At 64.0% G+C, this 17,224-nt stretch carries 19 protein-coding genes; 3 read left to right on the forward strand and 16 right to left on the reverse strand.

Going from position 1 to position 17,224, the window contains the following annotated elements; genetic code table 11:
- The first annotated feature begins 4 nt into the window (after positions 1-4).
- On the forward strand, positions 5-1,093 hold the full coding sequence (locus LB568_RS01445; protein ID WP_224728823.1) for an ABC transporter ATP-binding protein: 1,089 nt from the start codon (positions 5-7) through the stop codon (positions 1,091-1,093).
- An 8-nt stretch (positions 1,094-1,101) separates the two neighbouring features.
- On the opposite strand, the gene LB568_RS01450 is transcribed toward LB568_RS01445, so the two are convergent.
- The 9 genes from LB568_RS01450 to gcvA all read right to left on the reverse strand — a co-directional run bounded on the left by LB568_RS01450 (position 1,102) and on the right by gcvA (position 11,218).
- Positions 1,102-2,688 (reverse strand): FGGY-family carbohydrate kinase, encoded by a 1,587-nt coding sequence (locus LB568_RS01450; RefSeq protein ID WP_224728824.1) that lies wholly within the window; start codon positions 2,686-2,688, stop codon positions 1,102-1,104.
- Positions 2,685-3,368, reverse strand: coding sequence for an HAD family hydrolase (locus tag LB568_RS01455; RefSeq protein WP_224728825.1), 684 nt, complete (start codon positions 3,366-3,368; stop codon positions 2,685-2,687). The genes LB568_RS01450 and LB568_RS01455 overlap by 4 nt, the downstream gene beginning before the upstream one ends.
- Before the next feature lie 15 nt (positions 3,369-3,383).
- Positions 3,384-4,862 (reverse strand): mannitol dehydrogenase family protein, encoded by a 1,479-nt coding sequence (locus LB568_RS01460; RefSeq protein WP_224728826.1) that lies wholly within the window; start codon positions 4,860-4,862, stop codon positions 3,384-3,386.
- A 166-nt stretch (positions 4,863-5,028) separates the two neighbouring features.
- Positions 5,029-5,799, reverse strand: coding sequence for an L-iditol 2-dehydrogenase (locus LB568_RS01465; RefSeq protein WP_224728827.1), 771 nt, complete (start codon positions 5,797-5,799; stop codon positions 5,029-5,031).
- Positions 5,796-6,800, reverse strand: coding sequence for an ABC transporter ATP-binding protein (locus LB568_RS01470; protein WP_023765515.1), 1,005 nt, complete (start codon positions 6,798-6,800; stop codon positions 5,796-5,798). The genes LB568_RS01465 and LB568_RS01470 overlap by 4 nt, the downstream gene beginning before the upstream one ends.
- 71 nt (positions 6,801-6,871) lie before the next feature.
- Positions 6,872-7,696, reverse strand: coding sequence for a carbohydrate ABC transporter permease (locus LB568_RS01475; protein ID WP_013891802.1), 825 nt, complete (start codon positions 7,694-7,696; stop codon positions 6,872-6,874).
- 11 nt (positions 7,697-7,707) lie between these two features.
- Complete coding sequence (locus tag LB568_RS01480; protein WP_013891801.1) at positions 7,708-8,580, reverse strand: carbohydrate ABC transporter permease; 873 nt, start codon at positions 8,578-8,580, stop codon at positions 7,708-7,710.
- Positions 8,581-8,719: 139 nt separating this feature from the next.
- The gene (locus tag LB568_RS01485; RefSeq protein WP_013891800.1) at positions 8,720-10,030 is read right to left on the reverse strand and encodes an ABC transporter substrate-binding protein; all 1,311 of its coding nucleotides are present in this window, start codon (positions 10,028-10,030) and stop codon (positions 8,720-8,722) included.
- A 282-nt stretch (positions 10,031-10,312) separates the two neighbouring features.
- Positions 10,313-11,218, reverse strand: coding sequence for a transcriptional regulator GcvA (gene gcvA / locus LB568_RS01490; protein WP_013891799.1), 906 nt, complete (start codon positions 11,216-11,218; stop codon positions 10,313-10,315).
- Positions 11,219-11,328: 110 nt separating this feature from the next.
- On the opposite strand from gcvA, the gene LB568_RS01495 reads away from it, so the two are divergent.
- Complete coding sequence (locus tag LB568_RS01495; protein ID WP_013891798.1) at positions 11,329-11,514, forward strand: hypothetical protein; 186 nt, start codon at positions 11,329-11,331, stop codon at positions 11,512-11,514.
- 41 nt (positions 11,515-11,555) lie between these two features.
- Here LB568_RS01495 and LB568_RS01500 read toward each other — a convergent pair whose 3' ends face one another.
- Entirely contained in the window at positions 11,556-12,515 is a 960-nt protein-coding gene (locus LB568_RS01500) for a sugar-binding transcriptional regulator (RefSeq protein ID WP_224728828.1), read from the reverse strand.
- Between the two features lie 245 nt (positions 12,516-12,760).
- On the opposite strand from LB568_RS01500, the gene LB568_RS01505 reads away from it, so the two are divergent.
- Positions 12,761-13,393: an HAD family hydrolase gene (locus LB568_RS01505; protein WP_224728829.1), complete on the forward strand. Its 633-nt coding sequence runs from the start codon at positions 12,761-12,763 to the stop codon at positions 13,391-13,393.
- 12 nt (positions 13,394-13,405) lie between these two features.
- On the opposite strand, the gene LB568_RS01510 is transcribed toward LB568_RS01505, so the two are convergent.
- From LB568_RS01510 to LB568_RS01535, 6 genes are all read right to left on the reverse strand, one after another.
- Complete coding sequence (locus LB568_RS01510) at positions 13,406-14,173, reverse strand: class II aldolase and adducin N-terminal domain-containing protein (RefSeq protein WP_224728830.1); 768 nt, start codon at positions 14,171-14,173, stop codon at positions 13,406-13,408.
- 87 nt (positions 14,174-14,260) lie between these two features.
- Positions 14,261-14,902, reverse strand: a complete 642-nt coding sequence (ureG, locus tag LB568_RS01515; protein WP_140574249.1) for an urease accessory protein UreG — start codon at positions 14,900-14,902, stop codon at positions 14,261-14,263.
- A complete protein-coding gene (locus tag LB568_RS01520) occupies positions 14,899-15,339 on the reverse strand; it encodes a DUF3995 domain-containing protein (protein WP_224728831.1) in 441 nt (146 codons plus the stop codon). The genes ureG and LB568_RS01520 overlap by 4 nt, the downstream gene beginning before the upstream one ends.
- On the reverse strand, positions 15,336-16,007 hold the full coding sequence (locus LB568_RS01525) for an urease accessory protein UreF (RefSeq protein ID WP_224728832.1): 672 nt from the start codon (positions 16,005-16,007) through the stop codon (positions 15,336-15,338). The genes LB568_RS01520 and LB568_RS01525 overlap by 4 nt, the downstream gene beginning before the upstream one ends.
- Positions 16,000-16,611, reverse strand: a complete 612-nt coding sequence (locus LB568_RS01530) for an urease accessory protein UreE (protein ID WP_224728833.1) — start codon at positions 16,609-16,611, stop codon at positions 16,000-16,002. The genes LB568_RS01525 and LB568_RS01530 overlap by 8 nt, the downstream gene beginning before the upstream one ends.
- Positions 16,608-17,213 carry a glutathione S-transferase family protein gene (locus tag LB568_RS01535; RefSeq protein WP_013891790.1) on the reverse strand — a complete coding sequence of 202 codons (606 nt, stop codon included), beginning with the start codon at positions 17,211-17,213 and terminating at the stop codon, positions 16,608-16,610. The genes LB568_RS01530 and LB568_RS01535 overlap by 4 nt, the downstream gene beginning before the upstream one ends.
- Positions 17,214-17,224 lie beyond the last annotated feature (11 nt).

Genomic DNA, 17,224 nt, shown 5'->3' on the forward strand with positions numbered 1-17,224 from the left:
GACCATGTCCGCGATCGTCTGTTCCCATGTCGACAAATCCTACGGCGCCACGTCAGTCATCCGTGACCTGAACCTCGCCATCGAGGATCACGAGTTCGTCGTCTTCCTCGGCCCATCCGGCTGCGGCAAGTCGACCTTGCTCAGGATGCTGGCGGGGCTGGAGGACATCAGCGGCGGCGAGGTCTCGATCGGCGGCAAGGTGGTCAACGACCTCGATCCCGGCGATCGCGGCATCGCCATGGTGTTCCAGAACTACGCGCTCTACCCGCACATGACGATCTTCGACAACATCGCCTTCGGCCTGAAGCGGCAGAAGGTGCCGAAGGCCGAGATACAGAAGCGCGTCGAGGCGGTCTCGAAGACCCTGGGTCTCGACCCCTATCTCGGCCGCAAGCCCGCCGAACTGTCCGGCGGCCAGCAGCAGCGCGTCGCCATCGCCCGTGCCATGATCAAGACGCCGAAGGTGTTCCTGTTCGACGAGCCGCTGTCCAATCTCGATGCCAAGCTGCGCAACCACATGCGCGTCGAGATCGCCCGGCTGCACCAGTCGTTGAACACCACCACCGTCTACGTCACCCATGACCAGCTGGAGGCAATGACGCTCGCCGACCGCATCGTGCTGCTGCGCGACGGCAGGATCGAGCAGATCGGCTCGCCGGCGGAAATTTACGAGCGGCCGGGCAATCTGTTCGTTGCCGGCTTCATCGGAACGCCGAACATGAATTTCATCGATGTGACGGTGGGCCGGAAAGGCAATGGCTGGACGCTGACCAATGGCGCGACTGTCTTCACCGTCGATGGCTCGCGCTTCAAGCTTCAGCATGGTGAGCAGGCGGTGCTTGGGATCAGGCCTCCAGATCTGAGGATCGCGGCAGCCGACCGCTCCGAAAATGTCCTGGCGGGAACCGCCGATCTCATCGAATTCCACGGCAATGATGCGCTGGTGACATTCGCTCTCGGCGGCAAGGAGATCAGCGCGCTTGTATCAAGCCGCGCCTGTCCCGTTGTCCGCAGCGGTGTCCGCTATACGTTCGACGAATCGAACATGCATCTGTTCGATGCCAAATCCGGCCTGTCCTTGCTGGCACGGTAGGGCGCGTTCTACCGGATCGCGTCGAGCGCCTGCCGCTGCCGGTGCATCTCGAGGAAAATCCGGTAGTCGCGATCGAAACGGGCGCCGGCGGCCGGGTTGGCGGCACGCATCTTGCCGCCTTGCTGCATGGCGAGGCAGGCGGCGTTGAGGTCGGGGAAAAGCCCGGCGGCGGTCGCCGCCACCATGCCGGTGCCGAGCAGCACCGCCTCGTCGGCCAGCGGCTCGACCACCGTGCAGCCGGTGGCGTCGGCATAGAGCTCCATCAGGAGCGGGTTCTTGGTGTGGCCGCCGGTGACATGCAGCGTGTCGATCAGATAGCCGTTCTCGTTCAGCGCCTCCAGCACATGGCGCACGCCGAGCGCGATGCCGACGGCGGTGCGCCAGTAGAGCTTGCACAGGCTGTCGAAGGAGGAATCCAGTGTCAGCCCGCTGACCACGCCAACGGCGTGCGGATCTGCAAGCGGCGAACGGTTGCCGTGAAAGTCCGGCAGCACATGCAGCCGCGCGGCAAGATTGTCACCTTCGGCGGCGCGCAGTTCTGCGACACGCTCGGCGATCCTGGCATGCATGGCCGCATCCGGTTCGCCGCCGGCGCCATGCCAGCGGATGATGTGATCGAGCAGGGCGCCGGTGGCCGACTGGCCGCCTTCCGACAGCCACAGCTTCGGCAGCGCCGCGCCGTAGTAAGGCCCCCAGACGCCGGCGAAAGGCTGCGGGTCGGGCGACATCGCCATGACGCAGGAGGATGTGCCGGCGATCAGCGCCAGATGCCGGCCGATATTGTGCTCGTCGCCGGCAAAGCCGCCGAGCACGCCAAGCGCGCCGGCATAGGCATCGATGACCCCGGCGCCGACCCGGCATTTTTCGGTGAGGCCGAGCTCGTCCGCGGCTTGTGCCGTCAACGAGCCGATGTAGCCGCCGACGGGGTTCGCCCGCTCGGGTAGATTGCCGTGCTCGAATAGGTCATCGAGACCAACGAGCGCAAAGAAATCGCGCTGCCAGCCTGCTTCCTCATGTGCCAGATAAGTCCACTTGGCCGTCAGCGTGCATTGCGATCGGGCCAGGGATCCCGTCGCTTGCCAGGTCAGGAAGTCAGTGAGGTCGAATAGATAGCCGGCTTCATTCCATGTCCTCGGCAGGTTGCGCTTCAGCCACATAAGCTTCGGGGTTGCCATTTCCGGCGACATGACGCCGCCGATATAGTTGAGCACGGCGTGGCCGCTCGCCGTGCATTCGTCGGCTTCGGCGATGGCGCGGTGGTCGAGCCAGACGATGGTGTCCCAACGCTTGTCGCCGGTGGTCGAAACGCTGAGCTGACCGCCCTGCCGGTCGCGCACCACCAGCGAACAAGTGGCGTCAAAGGAGATGCCGACAATATCCTCAGCGGCGACGCCGGCCTTTTCGCGCGCCGCACGCACGGCGGCGCAGACGGCCGACCAGATATCGCGCGAATCGTGCCCGGCGTGATCGGCCTTCGGCTGGTGCATGGCGATCGGTCGCTCGGCGCGGCCGAGCAAGGTGCCACTGGTGTCGAGAATGCCCGCGCGGGCGCTCCCGGTGCCGACATCGACCGCGCAAACAAACTGTTTCGTCAAGATGCTCTAACTCTCGCTCCCAGGCCTGCAATCAGATCGGGCAATTGCAGCATGTCAGCGAATATAAAGTCCGGTTCACTCGACGCAAGCCGCGCTTTCAGTGCGGGGTTGCCGGCATGCGAGCCGCCGGTGAAGGCAAACACGCGCATGCCCGCCGCCCGCGCTGCCGCGATGCCCGCCGGACTGTCCTCGATGACCAGGCATTTGCGCGGATGCGCCCGCATGCTGGCGGCGGCATGCAGGAAAAGGTCGGGCGCCGGCTTTCCCTTGGCCACCATGGCGGCGCTGAACAGATGCGGCTCCAACAGCCCGAGCAGCCCGGTGACGTCGAGCGCGTAGCGGATGCGTTCCAGCGTGCCCGAGGAGGCGACGCAGAACGGCTGGCCGAGCTTCGGCAGCACCTCGCTGATGCCGGGGATCGGCTTCAGCTCCTCACGGAATTTTCGCATCAGGTCGACGCGCATGGCGGTGAGGTGCTGGTCGCTGATCTCCAGGCCGAAGTCGCGGCCGAGGATCTCGCGCACGCTTTTCATGCTCTTGCCCAGGAAATGCTCGTAGGCGGCGTCCTCGCCGACATTGCCGCCGGCCAGTGCGATCATGCCGAGCAGCGCCGAAACGGAGAGTGCCTCGCTGTCGACCAGCACGCCATCGCAGTCGAAAATGACCAATTCAGGCGTCATGGCGTCGAATGGTTCTCAGAGCTTGCCGGCGATGTAGCGTGTCAGCGTGGCGCGCGCGCCATTCGCCCATAGCACGTTGAGCGCATGGGCAAAGGCCTCGACGAACGCCGTCGCGCGCCCGACATCGCCATAGATGTCCTCCATGGCAAGCCAGGCGGCGGGCGCGTCCTTTGCCGCCTTGGCGGTTGCCTGCATCCGGTCCCAGCTCGGGTCGTTGGGCTCGATGGCGGCGCCGCTGTCCGACGTGCCGAAGCAGTAGCGGCACCATAGCGCCGATTCCAGCGCGAGACCCGCGACGCCCTTTCCGGCCTTCAGCCGGTCGGCGATGGTCGGGATGATGAATTTCGGCTGGCGGTTGGAGCCATCGAGGCAGAGCCTGCGCACCGTGTCGCCGATCTTCGGGTTGGAGAAGCGCTTCTCGATGAGCTGGTAATAGTCCTCCAGCACCGTGTCCGGGACCGGCGGCACGGTCGGAATGATCTCGTCATGCTCGAGCTTGTCGAGAAAGCCGCGCACCAGCGGCTCCTGCATCGCCTCATGGACGAAATGGATGTCCATCAACCCGGCCGGATAGGCGATGGTGGCGTGGCCGCCATTGAGGATGCGGATCTTCATCAACTCGTAGGGCGCGACATCCCTGACGAACTGCACGCCGACCTTTTCCAGCGGCGGGCGGCCATCGGTGAAATGGTCTTCCAGCACCCACTGCCGGAACGGCTCGCAGAACACCGGCCAGCTGTCCTCGACGCCAAAATCCTTGGCCAGGATGCCGCGCTCGCGATCGGTGGTGGCTGGCGTGATGCGATCGACCATGCCGTTCGGGAAGGCGACATGCTCGCTGACCCAGGCCGCCAGATCCTCGTCGATCAGGCGGGCCAGGCCAATGACGCCATCGGAGGCGACGTGGCCATTGTGGGGGATGTTGTCGCAGGACATCACGGTGAACGGCACGATACCGTCCTCGCGGCGGCGCATCAGGCCGGCAAGGATGATGCCGAACACGGTCTTCGGCGTGGCGCCCGGTTGCGCGTCGGCAACGATGTCGGGATGGGCCGGGTTGAAGACGCCGGACGCCGGGTCGATGAAATAGCCGCCTTCGGTGATGGTCAGCGAAACGATCTTGATCGCCGGGTCGGCCAGCTTCTCGATGATGCCGGCCGCATCGCCCGGCATCAGGAAGTCGATCATGGCTCCGGTGACGCGGGCGCTCATGTGACCTTCATCCTGCTCGACCACCGTGGTCAGCCAGTCCTGCTCTTCCAGCTTGCCGCGGCCGATTTTCTCGCCGTCGAACACGCCGGCGCCGACCAGCGCCCAGTCATGGCCGATGCCCGCATTGAACAAATCGTCGAGGTAGACGGCCTGATGCGAGCGATGGAAATTGCCGACGCCGAAATGCACGATGCCGGCCTTGAGCTTCGAACGGTCGTATTTCGGTCCGGCGACGTTGGCCGGAAGCCTGGCGAGATTGGAGGAAGAGAGTTTCACGGTCATCTGCTTTACCCTTTGGCCGGGCTCCGGCCTTCGTTACGCTCCTCTCCCCGTCTTCTACGGGGAGGGCAAAGGCGAGGGCGGCGCACCATCGGATAAAGGCTCGCCTCTCACCGGACTGTCGGCCTCCTCTCCCCGCGGAGGTACGGGAAGAAGAGGCCGTCCCCCCTCAACTCATCCACTGGCCGCCATCGACATTGTAGGTCTGGGCGACGATGTATTCGGCGTCGTCGCTGGCCAGGAACACGGCCATGCCGGCGAGATCCTCCGGTCTGCCCATGCGGCCGTAAGGCACGCCTTCGCCGACCAGTCTCTTCTTCTCGCCCTTGGGCCGGTTCTCGTATTTGGCGAACAGCGCATCGACCTGATCCCACATATCGCTGTCGACGACGCCGGGCGCGATGCCGTTGACGTTGATGCGGTGCTTGATCAGGTCGAGCCCCGCCGACTGGGTTAGCGAGATGACGGCGGCCTTGGTGGCGCAATAGACGCCGACAAGGGCCTCGCCGCGCCGACCGGCCTGGCTCGCCATGTTGATGATCCTGCCGCCCTTGCCCCGCGCGATCATCGAGCGGGCGGCCGCCTGCAGCATGAACAGCGTGCCGGCGACATTGACGGAGAACAGTTTCTCGTAGCTTGTCCGCGATATCTCGACGATCGGCGCAAGGTCGAACAAGGCGGCATTGTTGATCAGGATATCGAGGCCGCCAGTCCTGGTCTCGACAGCCTTCACCGCCGCGTCGATGGAGGGCTGGTCCGTGACATCGAGTTTCACGGCGTAGGCTTTGGCACCGATCTCGGCGGCTGTCTTCTGCGCAGCTTCCAGGTTGATGTCGGCAATCGCCACGGCAGCGCCTTCGCGCGCGTAGGCTTCGGCGAAGGCCCTGCCGATGCCACGGGCCGAACCCGTGATCAGCGCCGATTTGCCCTTCAACCTCACTGCACCATTGCCTTTCCGTCGGCGCCGAAGCGATGCAGCTTGGCCTTGTCGGGGGTGAGATAGATGGTGTCGCCGTGATGAACCGCCAGCTCGCCGTCGGCGCGCACCGTCAGCGGCCCTACGCCATCGGCCTGGACATGCAGGAACGTGTCCGATCCAAGATGCTCGGCGACACCGACGGTCGCCTTCCATTCGCCGGCCGTGGTCGAGATTTCCATGTGCTCGGGACGGATGCCGACGGTCTTGGCGCCATGTTTGGCCGCCGGTGCGCCTTCGATGAGGTTCATCTTCGGCGAGCCGATGAAGCCGGCGACGAAAAGGTTGCGCGGCGTCTTGTAGAGCTCCATCGGCGAGCCGACCTGCTCGATGTTGCCGGCGTTGAGCACGACGATCTTGTCGGCCATGGTCATGGCTTCGACCTGGTCGTGGGTGACATAGATCATCGTGGTCTTGAGCTGATGATGCAGTTCGCTGATCTCCAGCCGCATCGTGCCGCGCAGTGCCGCGTCGAGGTTGGACAGCGGTTCGTCGAACAGGAAGGCCGACGGCTGGCGCACGATGGCGCGGCCGATGGCGACGCGCTGGCGCTGGCCGCCCGAGAGCTGGCCGGGCCTGCGTTCGAGATAGTTGGTGAGGTTGAGCACGCGCGCCGCGTCCTTCACCTTCTTGTCGATGGTGGCCTGGTCCTCGCCCGCCATCTTCAGCGGGAAGGCGATGTTCTTGGCCACCGTCATATGCGGGTAGAGCGCGTAGGACTGGAACACCATGGCGAGCTTGCGCTTGGCCGGCGCCTCGCCGGTGACATCACGGCCATCGATGTTGATGGTACCGCCGCTGGTGTCCTCCAGTCCGGCGATCAGCCGCAGCAGCGTGGACTTGCCGCAACCGGACGGGCCGACGAAGACGACGAACTCGCCATTCTCGATGACCAGGTCGAGACCGGGGATGATGGACGTCGATCCGAAGGATTTGGAGACGTTCTTGAGCGTGATGTTTCCCATGGTTTCCTCCCCGAGGGGTTATTTTCCTGCCGATTGCTTCGGGCAAATCCGGTTATTTCACCGCATCGCCATTATTTGACGGCGCCAAATGTCAGGCCGCGCACCAGCTGCTTCTGGCTGAACCAGCCCATGATCAGGATCGGCGCGATGGCCAGTGTCGAGGCCGCCGAAAGCTTGGCCCAGAACAGGCCTTGCGGACTGGAGAACGAACTGATGAAGGCGGTCAGCGGAGCAGCGTCCGTGGTGGTCAGCCGGATTGTCCAGAACGCCTCGTTCCAGGCCAGGATGATGTTGAGCAGCATGGTCGAGGCAATGCCGGGCACCGCCATCGGGGTCAGCACATAGACGATCTCGTTCCACAGCGATGCGCCGTCCATGCGTGCCGCTTCCAGGATCTCGCCCGGGATTTCGCGGAAGTAGGTGTAGAGCATCCACACCACGATCGGCAGGTTGATCAGCATCAGCATGACCATCAGGCCGATGCGGCTGTCGAGCAGTCCGAGATTGCGGAAGATCAGGTAGATCGGGAACAGCACGGCGACCGCCGGCATCATCTTGGTGGACAGCATCCACATCAGGATGTCCTTGGTCCGCTTGGTCGGCGAGAAAGCCATCGACCATGCCGCCGGAATGGCGACCAGCAAGGCCAGGATGGTCGAGCCGACCGAGAGCAGCACCGAATTGAAGAAGAATTTGAAGTAGCCGCTCTGCGCCTGGACCTCGGTATAGCTCTCGAATGTTCCTGACGGGATCAGGTTGAAGCCCTGGATCGCCTCCTGTTCCGACTTGAACGAGGTGATGATCGTATAGAGGATCGGGAAGAAGATCAGCAGGGCGACAATCCAGGCCGCAACGGTCGCGATCGTCTTGTGCTGGGTGGTGACTGAGCGTGCCATCGTATCCTCCCTTACTTGTCCAGGTTCTTGCCGACGGCGCGCATGGCGAAGAAGGCAACGATGTTGGCGAGAATGACGGCGATCACACCGCCCGCGGATGCCTGGCCGATTTTGAATTCCAGCAACGCCTTCTGGTAGACCAGGAAGGGCAGGTTGGTGGAGGCGTACCCCGGGCCGCCATTGGTGGTGACCAGGATCTCGGCATAGACCGACAAAAGGAAGATCGTTTGGATCAGGATGACGACGGTGATCGCGCGCGACATGTGCGGCAGCGTCAGATAGATGAAGCGGCTGATGAAGCCGGCGCCGTCCATCTCGGCGGCTTCCTTCTGCTCGCCGTCGAGCGACTGCAGGGCGGTCAGCAAGATCAGCGTCGCGAAAGGCAGCCATTGCCAGGCAACAATGATGATGATCGCCGTCATCGGATGCTGCCCGAACCAGTCGATCGGCTGAGCCCCGAAGAATCGCGCTATATCGGCGAACACCCCGTATTGCGGATGCATGATCATATTCTTCCAGACCAATGCGGCCACCGGCGGCATGACGAAGAACGGCGAGATGACGAGGATGCGCACAATCCCTTGCCCCCACATCGGCTGGTCGATCAGCAGCGCCAAAAGGATGCCGCCGATCACCGTGATCAGCAGCACGCTGATCACCAGGACGAGCGTGTTGAGGATCGACTGTAGGAAGGCTGGATTGGAATAGAACAGCGCGTAGTTGGAGACACCGACGAACCCGTCGCGGATCGGATTGAGCGGATTGTACTGCTGGAAGGAGAACCACAGCGTGAGCGCCAGTGGGACAACCATCCAGACCAGGAGCAGGACGACAGATGGCGCCATCATGAAACGGGCAAGCGAACGGGTCTGCTGAGTAGCCATGACGGTCACCCTCCAAAGGTCAGCTGGATTTTAGAGTTGCGCCAGAAATTCCAGGATTTTGAAGATGGCCGCCCGAACTGGGACTCGGGCGGCCATTGCCGGTCATGATGCGCGACCGGCATTCGGCACCGGGAGGAGCCTACTTGATATAACCGCCTTCGGTCATTGTCGCCGTGGCGGCGTCCTGGGCCTGCTTCAGGGCATCGTCGACGCTCGACTGGCCGGCGAGAGCCGCCGAGAACAGCTGGCCGACAGTGGTGCCAAGGCCCTGGAATTCAGGGATGGCGACGAACTGCACGCCGACATAGGGCACCGGCTTGACGGTCGGATGCGTCGGGTCGGCCGCGTTGATCGAGTCCAGCGTCATCTTGGCGAACGGAGCCGCTTTCTGGTAGTCGGCGTTGGCATAGAGCGACGAGCGCGTTCCGGGAGGAGCATTGGCCCAGCCTTCCTTCGATGCGACGAGCTCGGCATAGTGCTTGCTGGTCGCCCAGGAGACGAACTTCTCGGCGGCGTCAGCCTTCTGCGTACCGGCGGGAATGGCCAGCGACCAGGCCCACAGCCAGTTGCCGCGCTTGCCCAGCCCATTGTCCGGGGCCAGCGCATAGCCGACCTTGTCGGCGACCTGCGAGGCCTTTGGATCGGAGACGAAGGACGCGGCGACCGTGGCGTCGATCCACATGCCGCACTTGCCCTGCTGGAACAGCGCCAGATTTTCGTTGAAGCCGTTGGAGGACGCGCCCTCGGGGCCGTCGGCCTTCATCAGGTCGACATAGAACTGCAGCGTGTTCTTCCATTCGGGCTGATCGAATTGCGGCTTCCAGTTCTCGTCGAACCAGCGGGCGCCGAAGGAGTTCGACATGGCGGTCAGGAAGGCCATGTTCTCGCCCCAGCCGGCCTTGCCGCGCAGGCACACGCCGTTCACGCCATTGGCGCGGTCGGTCATCTTGTCGGCGGCCTGCTTGATGAAGTCCCAGGTCGGCGCGTCGGGCATCTTCAGCCCGGCCTTGTCCATCAGGTCCTTGCGGTACATGACGAAGGAGCTTTCGCCGTAGAAGGGCGCGGCATAGAGCTTGCCGTCGACCGACAGGCCGCCGGCGATGGCCGGGATGATGTCCTTGGCGTCGTAGTCGTCGCCGAGCTTGTCGAGCGGCAACAGCCAGCTCTGCTTGGCCCAGATCGGAACCTCGTAGGTGCCGATCGTCATCACGTCGTACTGGCCGCCCTTGGTGGCGATGTCTGTGGTGACGCGCTCGCGCAGCACGTTTTCCTCGAGCGTCACCCAGTTGAGCTGGATGTCGGGGTTTGCCTTGGTGAAGTCGTCGGTCAGCTTCTGCATGCGGACCATATCGCCATTGTTGACGGTGGCGATGGTGATGGATTCGGCGTGCGCAGCGAACGCCAGCGCGCTGGTCGAGCACAAGCCCAGGATGAGCGTACGAAGTTTCATCAAATTCCTCCCATGGACCAAGATGAGCATTTGCCTTGGCTGTGAGCAATTACTCATTAAGTTCCATATTATGTCAAGCCAGATTCGATGCTGCAGCGCAGCACTCGACGACGCTGGCCGGATATGGAGTGGAGGAAATAGCCGGGCAGGCTGCCTGCTGCCTCTCATAATTCAGAGGTCGCGCAGCCCGATCGGATCCGGAGGCCAAAACGACCGGCATTTTGAACGGCATGCATGAAGACGCGTCGCGGAACTTCGCTTCGAAGCGATGCACCTTGCCAGTCAGCAGGCTATTTCGGCCAGCAGCCAGTCGCGGAAGGCGCGGATCTTCGGCACGTTGCGCCGTGCCTCCGGATAGACCAGCCAGTAGGCGTGGCCATCGTCGCCGACGAGGTCGAAGGGTTGGATCAGGCGGCCGTCGGCGAGTTCCGCCTTGAACAGCGCCCGGGTCAGGATCGCCACGCCATGACCGGCGATCGCGGCATTGGCCTCATAGGCCTGTGCGCCCATGCTGCTGCCGGGCCGCTTGGCGAGATCGTGCGAGTGCACGCCGGCAGCCTCGAACCATTGCGTCCACCAGATGTCGCCGGGATCGAGGATCGGCAGCCGCAACAGGTCCGCCGGTTCCCTGACGCCGCCGATGCTTGCCGCGAGCTTCGGGCTCAGCATCGGCGTGAAATCGGCATCGAGCAGCTTGTAGGCTTCCAGCCCCGGCCATTTGCCGCCGCCCGACCGGATGGCGAGGTCGACATCCTCGCGGGCGAAATCCGTCAGCCGGCTCGACGTTTCGAGCCGCACGGCGAGCGAAGGATGAGCGATCTGGAACGAGCCCAGATGGTGCGCCAGCCAGTTCGAGGCGAAGGTCAGCACGGTGGTGACGCACAGCACGCCATCCGCGCCGCCGCGCGCCGCGGCATAGGCCTGGCCAAGAATGGCGAAGGCCTCGCTGACCGCCGGCGCGAGGCGCTGTCCGGCCTCGGTGAGTGCGATCTGGCGCGGCCGCCGCAGGAAAAGCGGCGCGCCGACCCGTTCCTCCAGCACCTTGATCTGATAGCTGACCGCCGCTTGCGTCATGGCGAGCTCCTCGGCCGCCTTGGTGAAGGAAAGGTGCCGCGCCACCGCTTCGAACACCCGGATCGCCTGCAACGGCGGAAGCTGCGAAACCTGCCGCGAGCTGAGGTCCGGCATAAAGCCTCCTTATGGGTCCTTATCGACGTTCGATTGGCAAAGGCGGCCGGCAAGACCGACATTCAGCGTCAACCCGTCATTCGGGTCCAGGATAGCGAAGGTTGACGATCATGACCATGGCACAGCAAAAATGCACTCCCGCCCCCGATCATCGCTGGATTTCGTGGCTCGCGGACGGATTCGGCTGGTTTGCGAGCCGAAAAAAGGCACATCTCGACATCAGGGACCTGTCGCCGCATCTGCAGCGCGACCTCGGTTTCCTTGACGGCAACGACCCTTTCGGGCGGCACGGATAGCATTGCTCTCTTTATCGCAAATCGCTCGCGGCGGGTTCCAGTCAGATGCTGGCCAGCAGCGCGGCTGCCGTCCGCTCGTCGGTGATGAGCCCGTTGACCAGCCGGCGGTTCACGGCCGCCAGGATACCCGGCAGCTTGCGCTCGCCCATGGCCAGCGCAATGACCAGCGATTTCTCGCGCGACGGCAGCGATGCCGACGACACCCGGTCATTGGTGATGCCCTCGATCATGCGGCCTTCGCGATCGAACACCCAGCCGACGATCTCGGCGATGCCTCCCGCCTTCTGCAGGGCTTTCAGCTCGCTTTCTGAAATGAAGCCGTCCTCGTAGAGCGGCGCCTTCGGGCCGAGGTCGCCGATGCCGATGAAGGTGACGTCGGCCTCTGCCGCCAGCGCCAGCGTCGGCTGGATCATCGGCTGGTTGAGCAGCATCTCGCGCTCCTGCGGCGAGGAGGCGATGACCGGCAGCGGCATCGGAAAGGAGCGCGCCTTGACCCGGTCGGCCATGGTGAAGATGACGTTGTAGAAAGCGGCCGAGCCGTCCGGCGAGATGTTGCCGGTCAACGACACCACCTTGTGCTGCGGGCATTCCATCGGCGGCAGCTGTTCGATTGCCGCCTTCAGCGTGCGCCCGGTGCCGATCCCCATGACGATCGGCGTCGATGACCGCAGCCGGCGCTCGATCTCGGCGGCGGCCGCCTCGGCGATACCGATGGTCGTGGAGGATGAATTCGGGTCACTCGGCACCACCTCGACCAGGTCGAGCGCGAAACGCGACTTGAGCCGGGCCGCGAGGTCCAGGCAGTTGGCGATCGGATGGTCGACGCGCACCTTGATCAGCCCTTCCGACACCGCCAGAGACACCAGCCGCTGCGCGGTCTGCCGCGATATGCCGAGCGTCGCGGCGATCTGGTCCTGTGTGTTGCCGGCAACATAGTAAAGCCACCCGGCGCGCGCCGCGTCGTCCAGCCTGTTGTTGCCGCCATCCTGCCGCGTATTCACGTCCTGCCTCCCGGGGCCGCCGGTCATCGAGGCGGTCCATGCCTAGTTTCGCAGGGAACTGCCTGCTGTGCAATTGTCAATCTCAAGGGCAAATGCTTGCGTCTGTCCAACCCGGATTTTGCATCCACCAATGTCTGGTCGGAGAAGCAATGCGGCGTCGGTTGCCGACCGGAGCCGCGTTCTGCGGTCGCGAAGGTTTATCTCCCGGCGCAAACCCTTTAAGGGATCGAAAAAAGGAGCGCTGCATGACACCGAAAGCGGTTTTCTGGGACATGGACGGCACGCTGGTCGACAGCGAACCGCTGCATGAGGCAGCCCTCGTGGCGGCGATGCGCAATGCCGGTCTCATACCGCCTGATGATTTGCATGAGCGGGTGCTCGGCGTTGCCGCCTGGCCGGTCTACGAGATGATGCGCGACGAGTTCGGCCTGGACCTTCCCTTCGACGAATGGATCGTCCACAAATACGAACACTATCTGCCGCTTGTCGAAAGCTTGCAGCCGCGCCCCGGCGCGATCGAGGTTTTCAACGAGTTGCGGGCAAAGGGCGTGGCGCAGGCCGTGGTGTCCAATTCGGACCGGATGATCGTCGATGCCAATCTGCGCATGGTCGGGCTGACCTATCCGGGCATGAAGACGATCAGCCGCAACGACGTGCGCGAAGGCAAGCCGCACGCCGAACCCTTCATGCGCGCCGCCTATCTCGCCGATGTCGATCCCGCGCACGCCGTGGCGATCGACGACAGCTGGCCCGGCGCCCTGGCGGGGCTGGCGGCGGGCATGAAGACGATCTTCTGGCCGGAGAAGCCGATGGAAGGACCGCCCGGCGCCACGGTCATCAACAGCGCCGAGGAGTTGCGCAGAGAGCTTGGGCTCTGATTTCCCGGAAGCTCAGTTCCGGTAGACCGGTTCCTGCTCGTCGAGGATCGCCTTCAGTTCGCTGAGATGGCGCTCGGCCTGGCCGGGATAGTCGTCCATTTCGCTCGCCGTCTTCTCGGCAATCGCGTCGGACAGCGTGCGCAGCGGCCGGCCGGTCCAAAGTGCCTTGATGTAGGTTTCGGCGGCGCGCTCGAAATAGAACATGCGGTTGAAGGCATCGGCCACGGTATCGCCGATGACCAGCACACCGTGATTGCCCATCACCATCACCTTGACCTTGGGGTCGGTCAGAAGCTGCGAGCAGCGTTCGCCCTCTTCCTCGAAGGCCAGTCCGCCATAATGGGCGTCGACGACATGGCGGTTGAAGAACATCGCCGAATTCTGGTCGATCGGCGGCAGGCGGGAATCGGCGAGCGAGGCCAGCACCGTGGCGTGGATCGAATGGACATGCATGACGCAGCGCGCGTGGCGGACATTGCGATGGATGGCGCCGTGCAGTCCCCAGGCGGTCGGGTCGGGCGCGTTCGGCCCCGTGAGCGTGTCGGGATCGTTAGCGTCGATCATCAAAAGGTCGCTCGCCTTGATACGCGAGAAATGCACCTGGTTGGGGTTCATCAGGAATTGCGTGCCGTCCTCGTCGACCGCCAGCGAGAAATGGTTGGCCACCGCCTCATGCATGTTGAGCCGCGCCGTCCAGCGGAAGGCGCAGGCAAGATCGACGCGCTCTTCGTAGAACGGCAGGTTGGTCAGCGTTTCCTTCTGCAGGCGGGCGATGCTCATCGAAAATCCTCCGGTTTTGGCAAGAATGCCGCGACCCACGTCCGCCCGCAACGGGTTTCGGTTGGTGCAGGAAGAGGCGGCTGCCGGTCAGGCCGCCGTACTGGCGGCAGTGCCGGCCCTCAGCCCGCCATGCTCGACGATGAAATCGATGACCTCCTGCAGCCCCTTGCCACGCGACAGGTCGGTGAAGCCGAACGGGCGCTTGCCGCGCATGCGGCCGGCGTCGCTCTCCATCACGTCGAGGTTGACGTTCACATAGGGCGCCAGGTCGCTCTTGTTGATGATCAAGAAGTCCGAGCGGGTGATCGCCGGTCCGCCTTTCCGCGGGATCTCTTCGCCCTGGCAGACCGAGATGACGTAGAGCGTCAGGTCGGCAAGGTCCGGCGAGAAGGTCGCGGCAAGGTTGTCGCCGCCCGATTCGATGAAGATGATGTCGAGATCGGGGAACTTCCGGTTGAGCTCGGCGATCGCCTGCAGATTGATCGAGGCATCCTCGCGGATGGCGGTGTGCGGGCAGCCGCCAGTCTCGACACCGACGATGCGGTCCTCCGGCAGCGCCTGCAGCCGCGCCAGCATCATGGCGTCTTCCCTGGTGTAGATGTCGTTGGTGACGACCGCGATGGAGAATTCATCGCGCAGCGCCTTGCAGAGTTTTTCGGTGAGCGTCGTCTTGCCCGAGCCGACGGGGCCGCCAATACCGATGCGAAGGGGACCGTTAGCCTGGGTCATGTCGGGAACTCCGTGATGGCAAGGACTGCGAAGCCGAGCCCGATCAACAGGCACAGCGGCGAATAGTAGCTGGTATCGAGCCGCGCGAAGGGCTGCTCGGGGGTCAGCCGGCGCCACCAGGGCGTGAAGCCGGCAATGCCGCGCCCGACAAACACCAGCCCGATGAGCAGCGCGGTGGCGGCGAGGCCTTCCCTTGGGAAGGGCGATGCGAAAAAGCCAATCAGCGCCAGCGGCCACAACGTTGCCAGGGCGAGACAGGCGGCAACGGCGAAGCTGGCAAACGGCGTCGGCATCTCATCGACGCCGCGAAAACCGACGACGGCATGCGCGCATGACCTGGCATCCCTGCCCGGCCAGATGCCGCCAATGCCCCAATAGACATGCAGCGCCGTGATCAGCAGCAGGACGAATGAAAGGACGAAGGCGAGAACGATCATGAGCGGAACAGCCGCGAATATTGGGTTTCGTGCTTCATCGCCATGACATCGGAGACGAAGGCACAGCCGCCGAGATCGTCGAGCGAGGAACTGGCGGCGCGGGCAGCGGTTGCCAGGGCCAGCGGCTCGAAGCCGGCAAGCAGCACTGTTGCTTCCGACTGGCCAACGACACCCAACCTGATCGCCGCCTGGACAAGGTTGGAGAAGAAGGCTTGCAGGAAGGCGGACAGCGCGTCCCGCAGCGCAATCCCATTGCCGCCGGCGATGGTCCCGACAGCGATGCAATAGGCGCATTCGGCCGGCAAGCGCTCCAGCGCGGGATTGGGCCAGGCCGATGCGGCCTTGATGAAGGCGGTACCTTGCAGCATGGTCTCGGTGTGGCGTTCGCGCGAACCGGCGAGCGCCTCGGCGAGCGCGGCCACTTCGACGAGATCGCCGGCGTCGTGGGCGCGGCGCCAGCTCTCGGCGAACAGCACGGCATCGTTCCAGCCCGAACCCATCTCGACCAGCGTTTCCAGCCATCCGGCGAGGCTTGCGGCATCGGCCACCAGCCCGTCATGCACCGCGCGCTCCAGACCGTGGCTATAGGCAAAGCCACCGATCGGAAAGGCCGGCGACAGCCACGCCATCAGCCGCAGCAGGGCGATGTTGGAGGGCTGGTCAGTCATGGTCGTGGTGGTGATGGTCGTGGGAATGGCTGTGCGAATGGGAATGCTGTTCGCCATGTGCGTGCGAATGCGCTTCCGAGTGGCTGTGAGCATGCGCCTCCGCGTGATGGCCGTGATCGTGACCATGGGCACCACTGTGCGCTGAATAGGCGCCGCGCACCGGCTTGAATGGCTCGGAGACCTCGCGCACCGTGGCGCCGAGCCCCTCCAGCATCGCCTTGATGACGTGATCGCGAAGGATGACGATGCGGTCCGCCTCGATGCCCGCCGCGAGGTGACGGTTGCCGATATGCCAGGCAAGTTCTGTCAGATGCACGGCGTCGCGGGCGCGGATGTCATAGACGTCCTCCGGCGCCGCGACGATCTCGATATGGCCGCCATCCTCCAGCACCAGCCGGTCGCCGTCGTTGAGAGCGACAGGCTCGGGCAGGTCCACCAGCACCTTGCTGCCGTCGGCAAGTTCGATGGCGCGGCGGCGCAGATGACGCTCGTCATGGGCTAGAACCGCACGGCCCGATGGTGCAGTGGTTCCGGCCATGCCGGCAAGCAGCACCGAGACGGCACGCGGGAATTTGGTGAAGTCGGTGTTGAGATTGAGCTTCATTTCATGGAGCCTCCGTTAGCTTGCGCCTTTGCACGGGCAGGGCGCGCCAAGACACGGTCGAAATAGGCGTTGACGCGCTCGGATTCGATCGGGAATTTTCCGGCGCGGGCCCAGCCGCCCATATCGCCCAACATCACGTCGACGGCGGAAAACCGGTCGCCGAGCGCGAAGGGCTTGTCGCCAAGCCGGCGATCCAGCGCCTGAAGCTCCGAGATGAAATCATAGGTCGCGGCGGGACCGACATCGACCCGAACTTCCTTCGGCAGCAGGAAGCGATGGCGCAGCTTGTTCCACAGCGGCGCCTCGAACTCGCTCTGCGCGAAATGCATCCAGGAATCCATTTCGGCACGGCCGGCAATGCCCGGATTGGCGCCCATGCCCTTGTCCGCGTGTTTGTCGGCCAGATAGACGCAGATCGCGGCCGAATCCGTCACCGTCAATTCGCCATCGATCAGGATCGGCACCTTGCCCGAGGGGTTGAGTGCATAGGCTTCCGGCGAGCGCAGATGAACCGCGACGAATTCATAGGGCTCCCCGAGCTCCTCCAGCATCCAGAGGACGCGGCTGACCCGGGATCCGCGCGATCCGACGGCCTTGTACATGGTTGGACTCT

It is taken from the genome of Mesorhizobium sp. B263B2A, assembly GCF_020165775.1.
In the GTDB taxonomy this organism is placed as follows: Bacteria; Pseudomonadota; Alphaproteobacteria; order Rhizobiales; family Rhizobiaceae; genus Mesorhizobium; species Mesorhizobium opportunistum.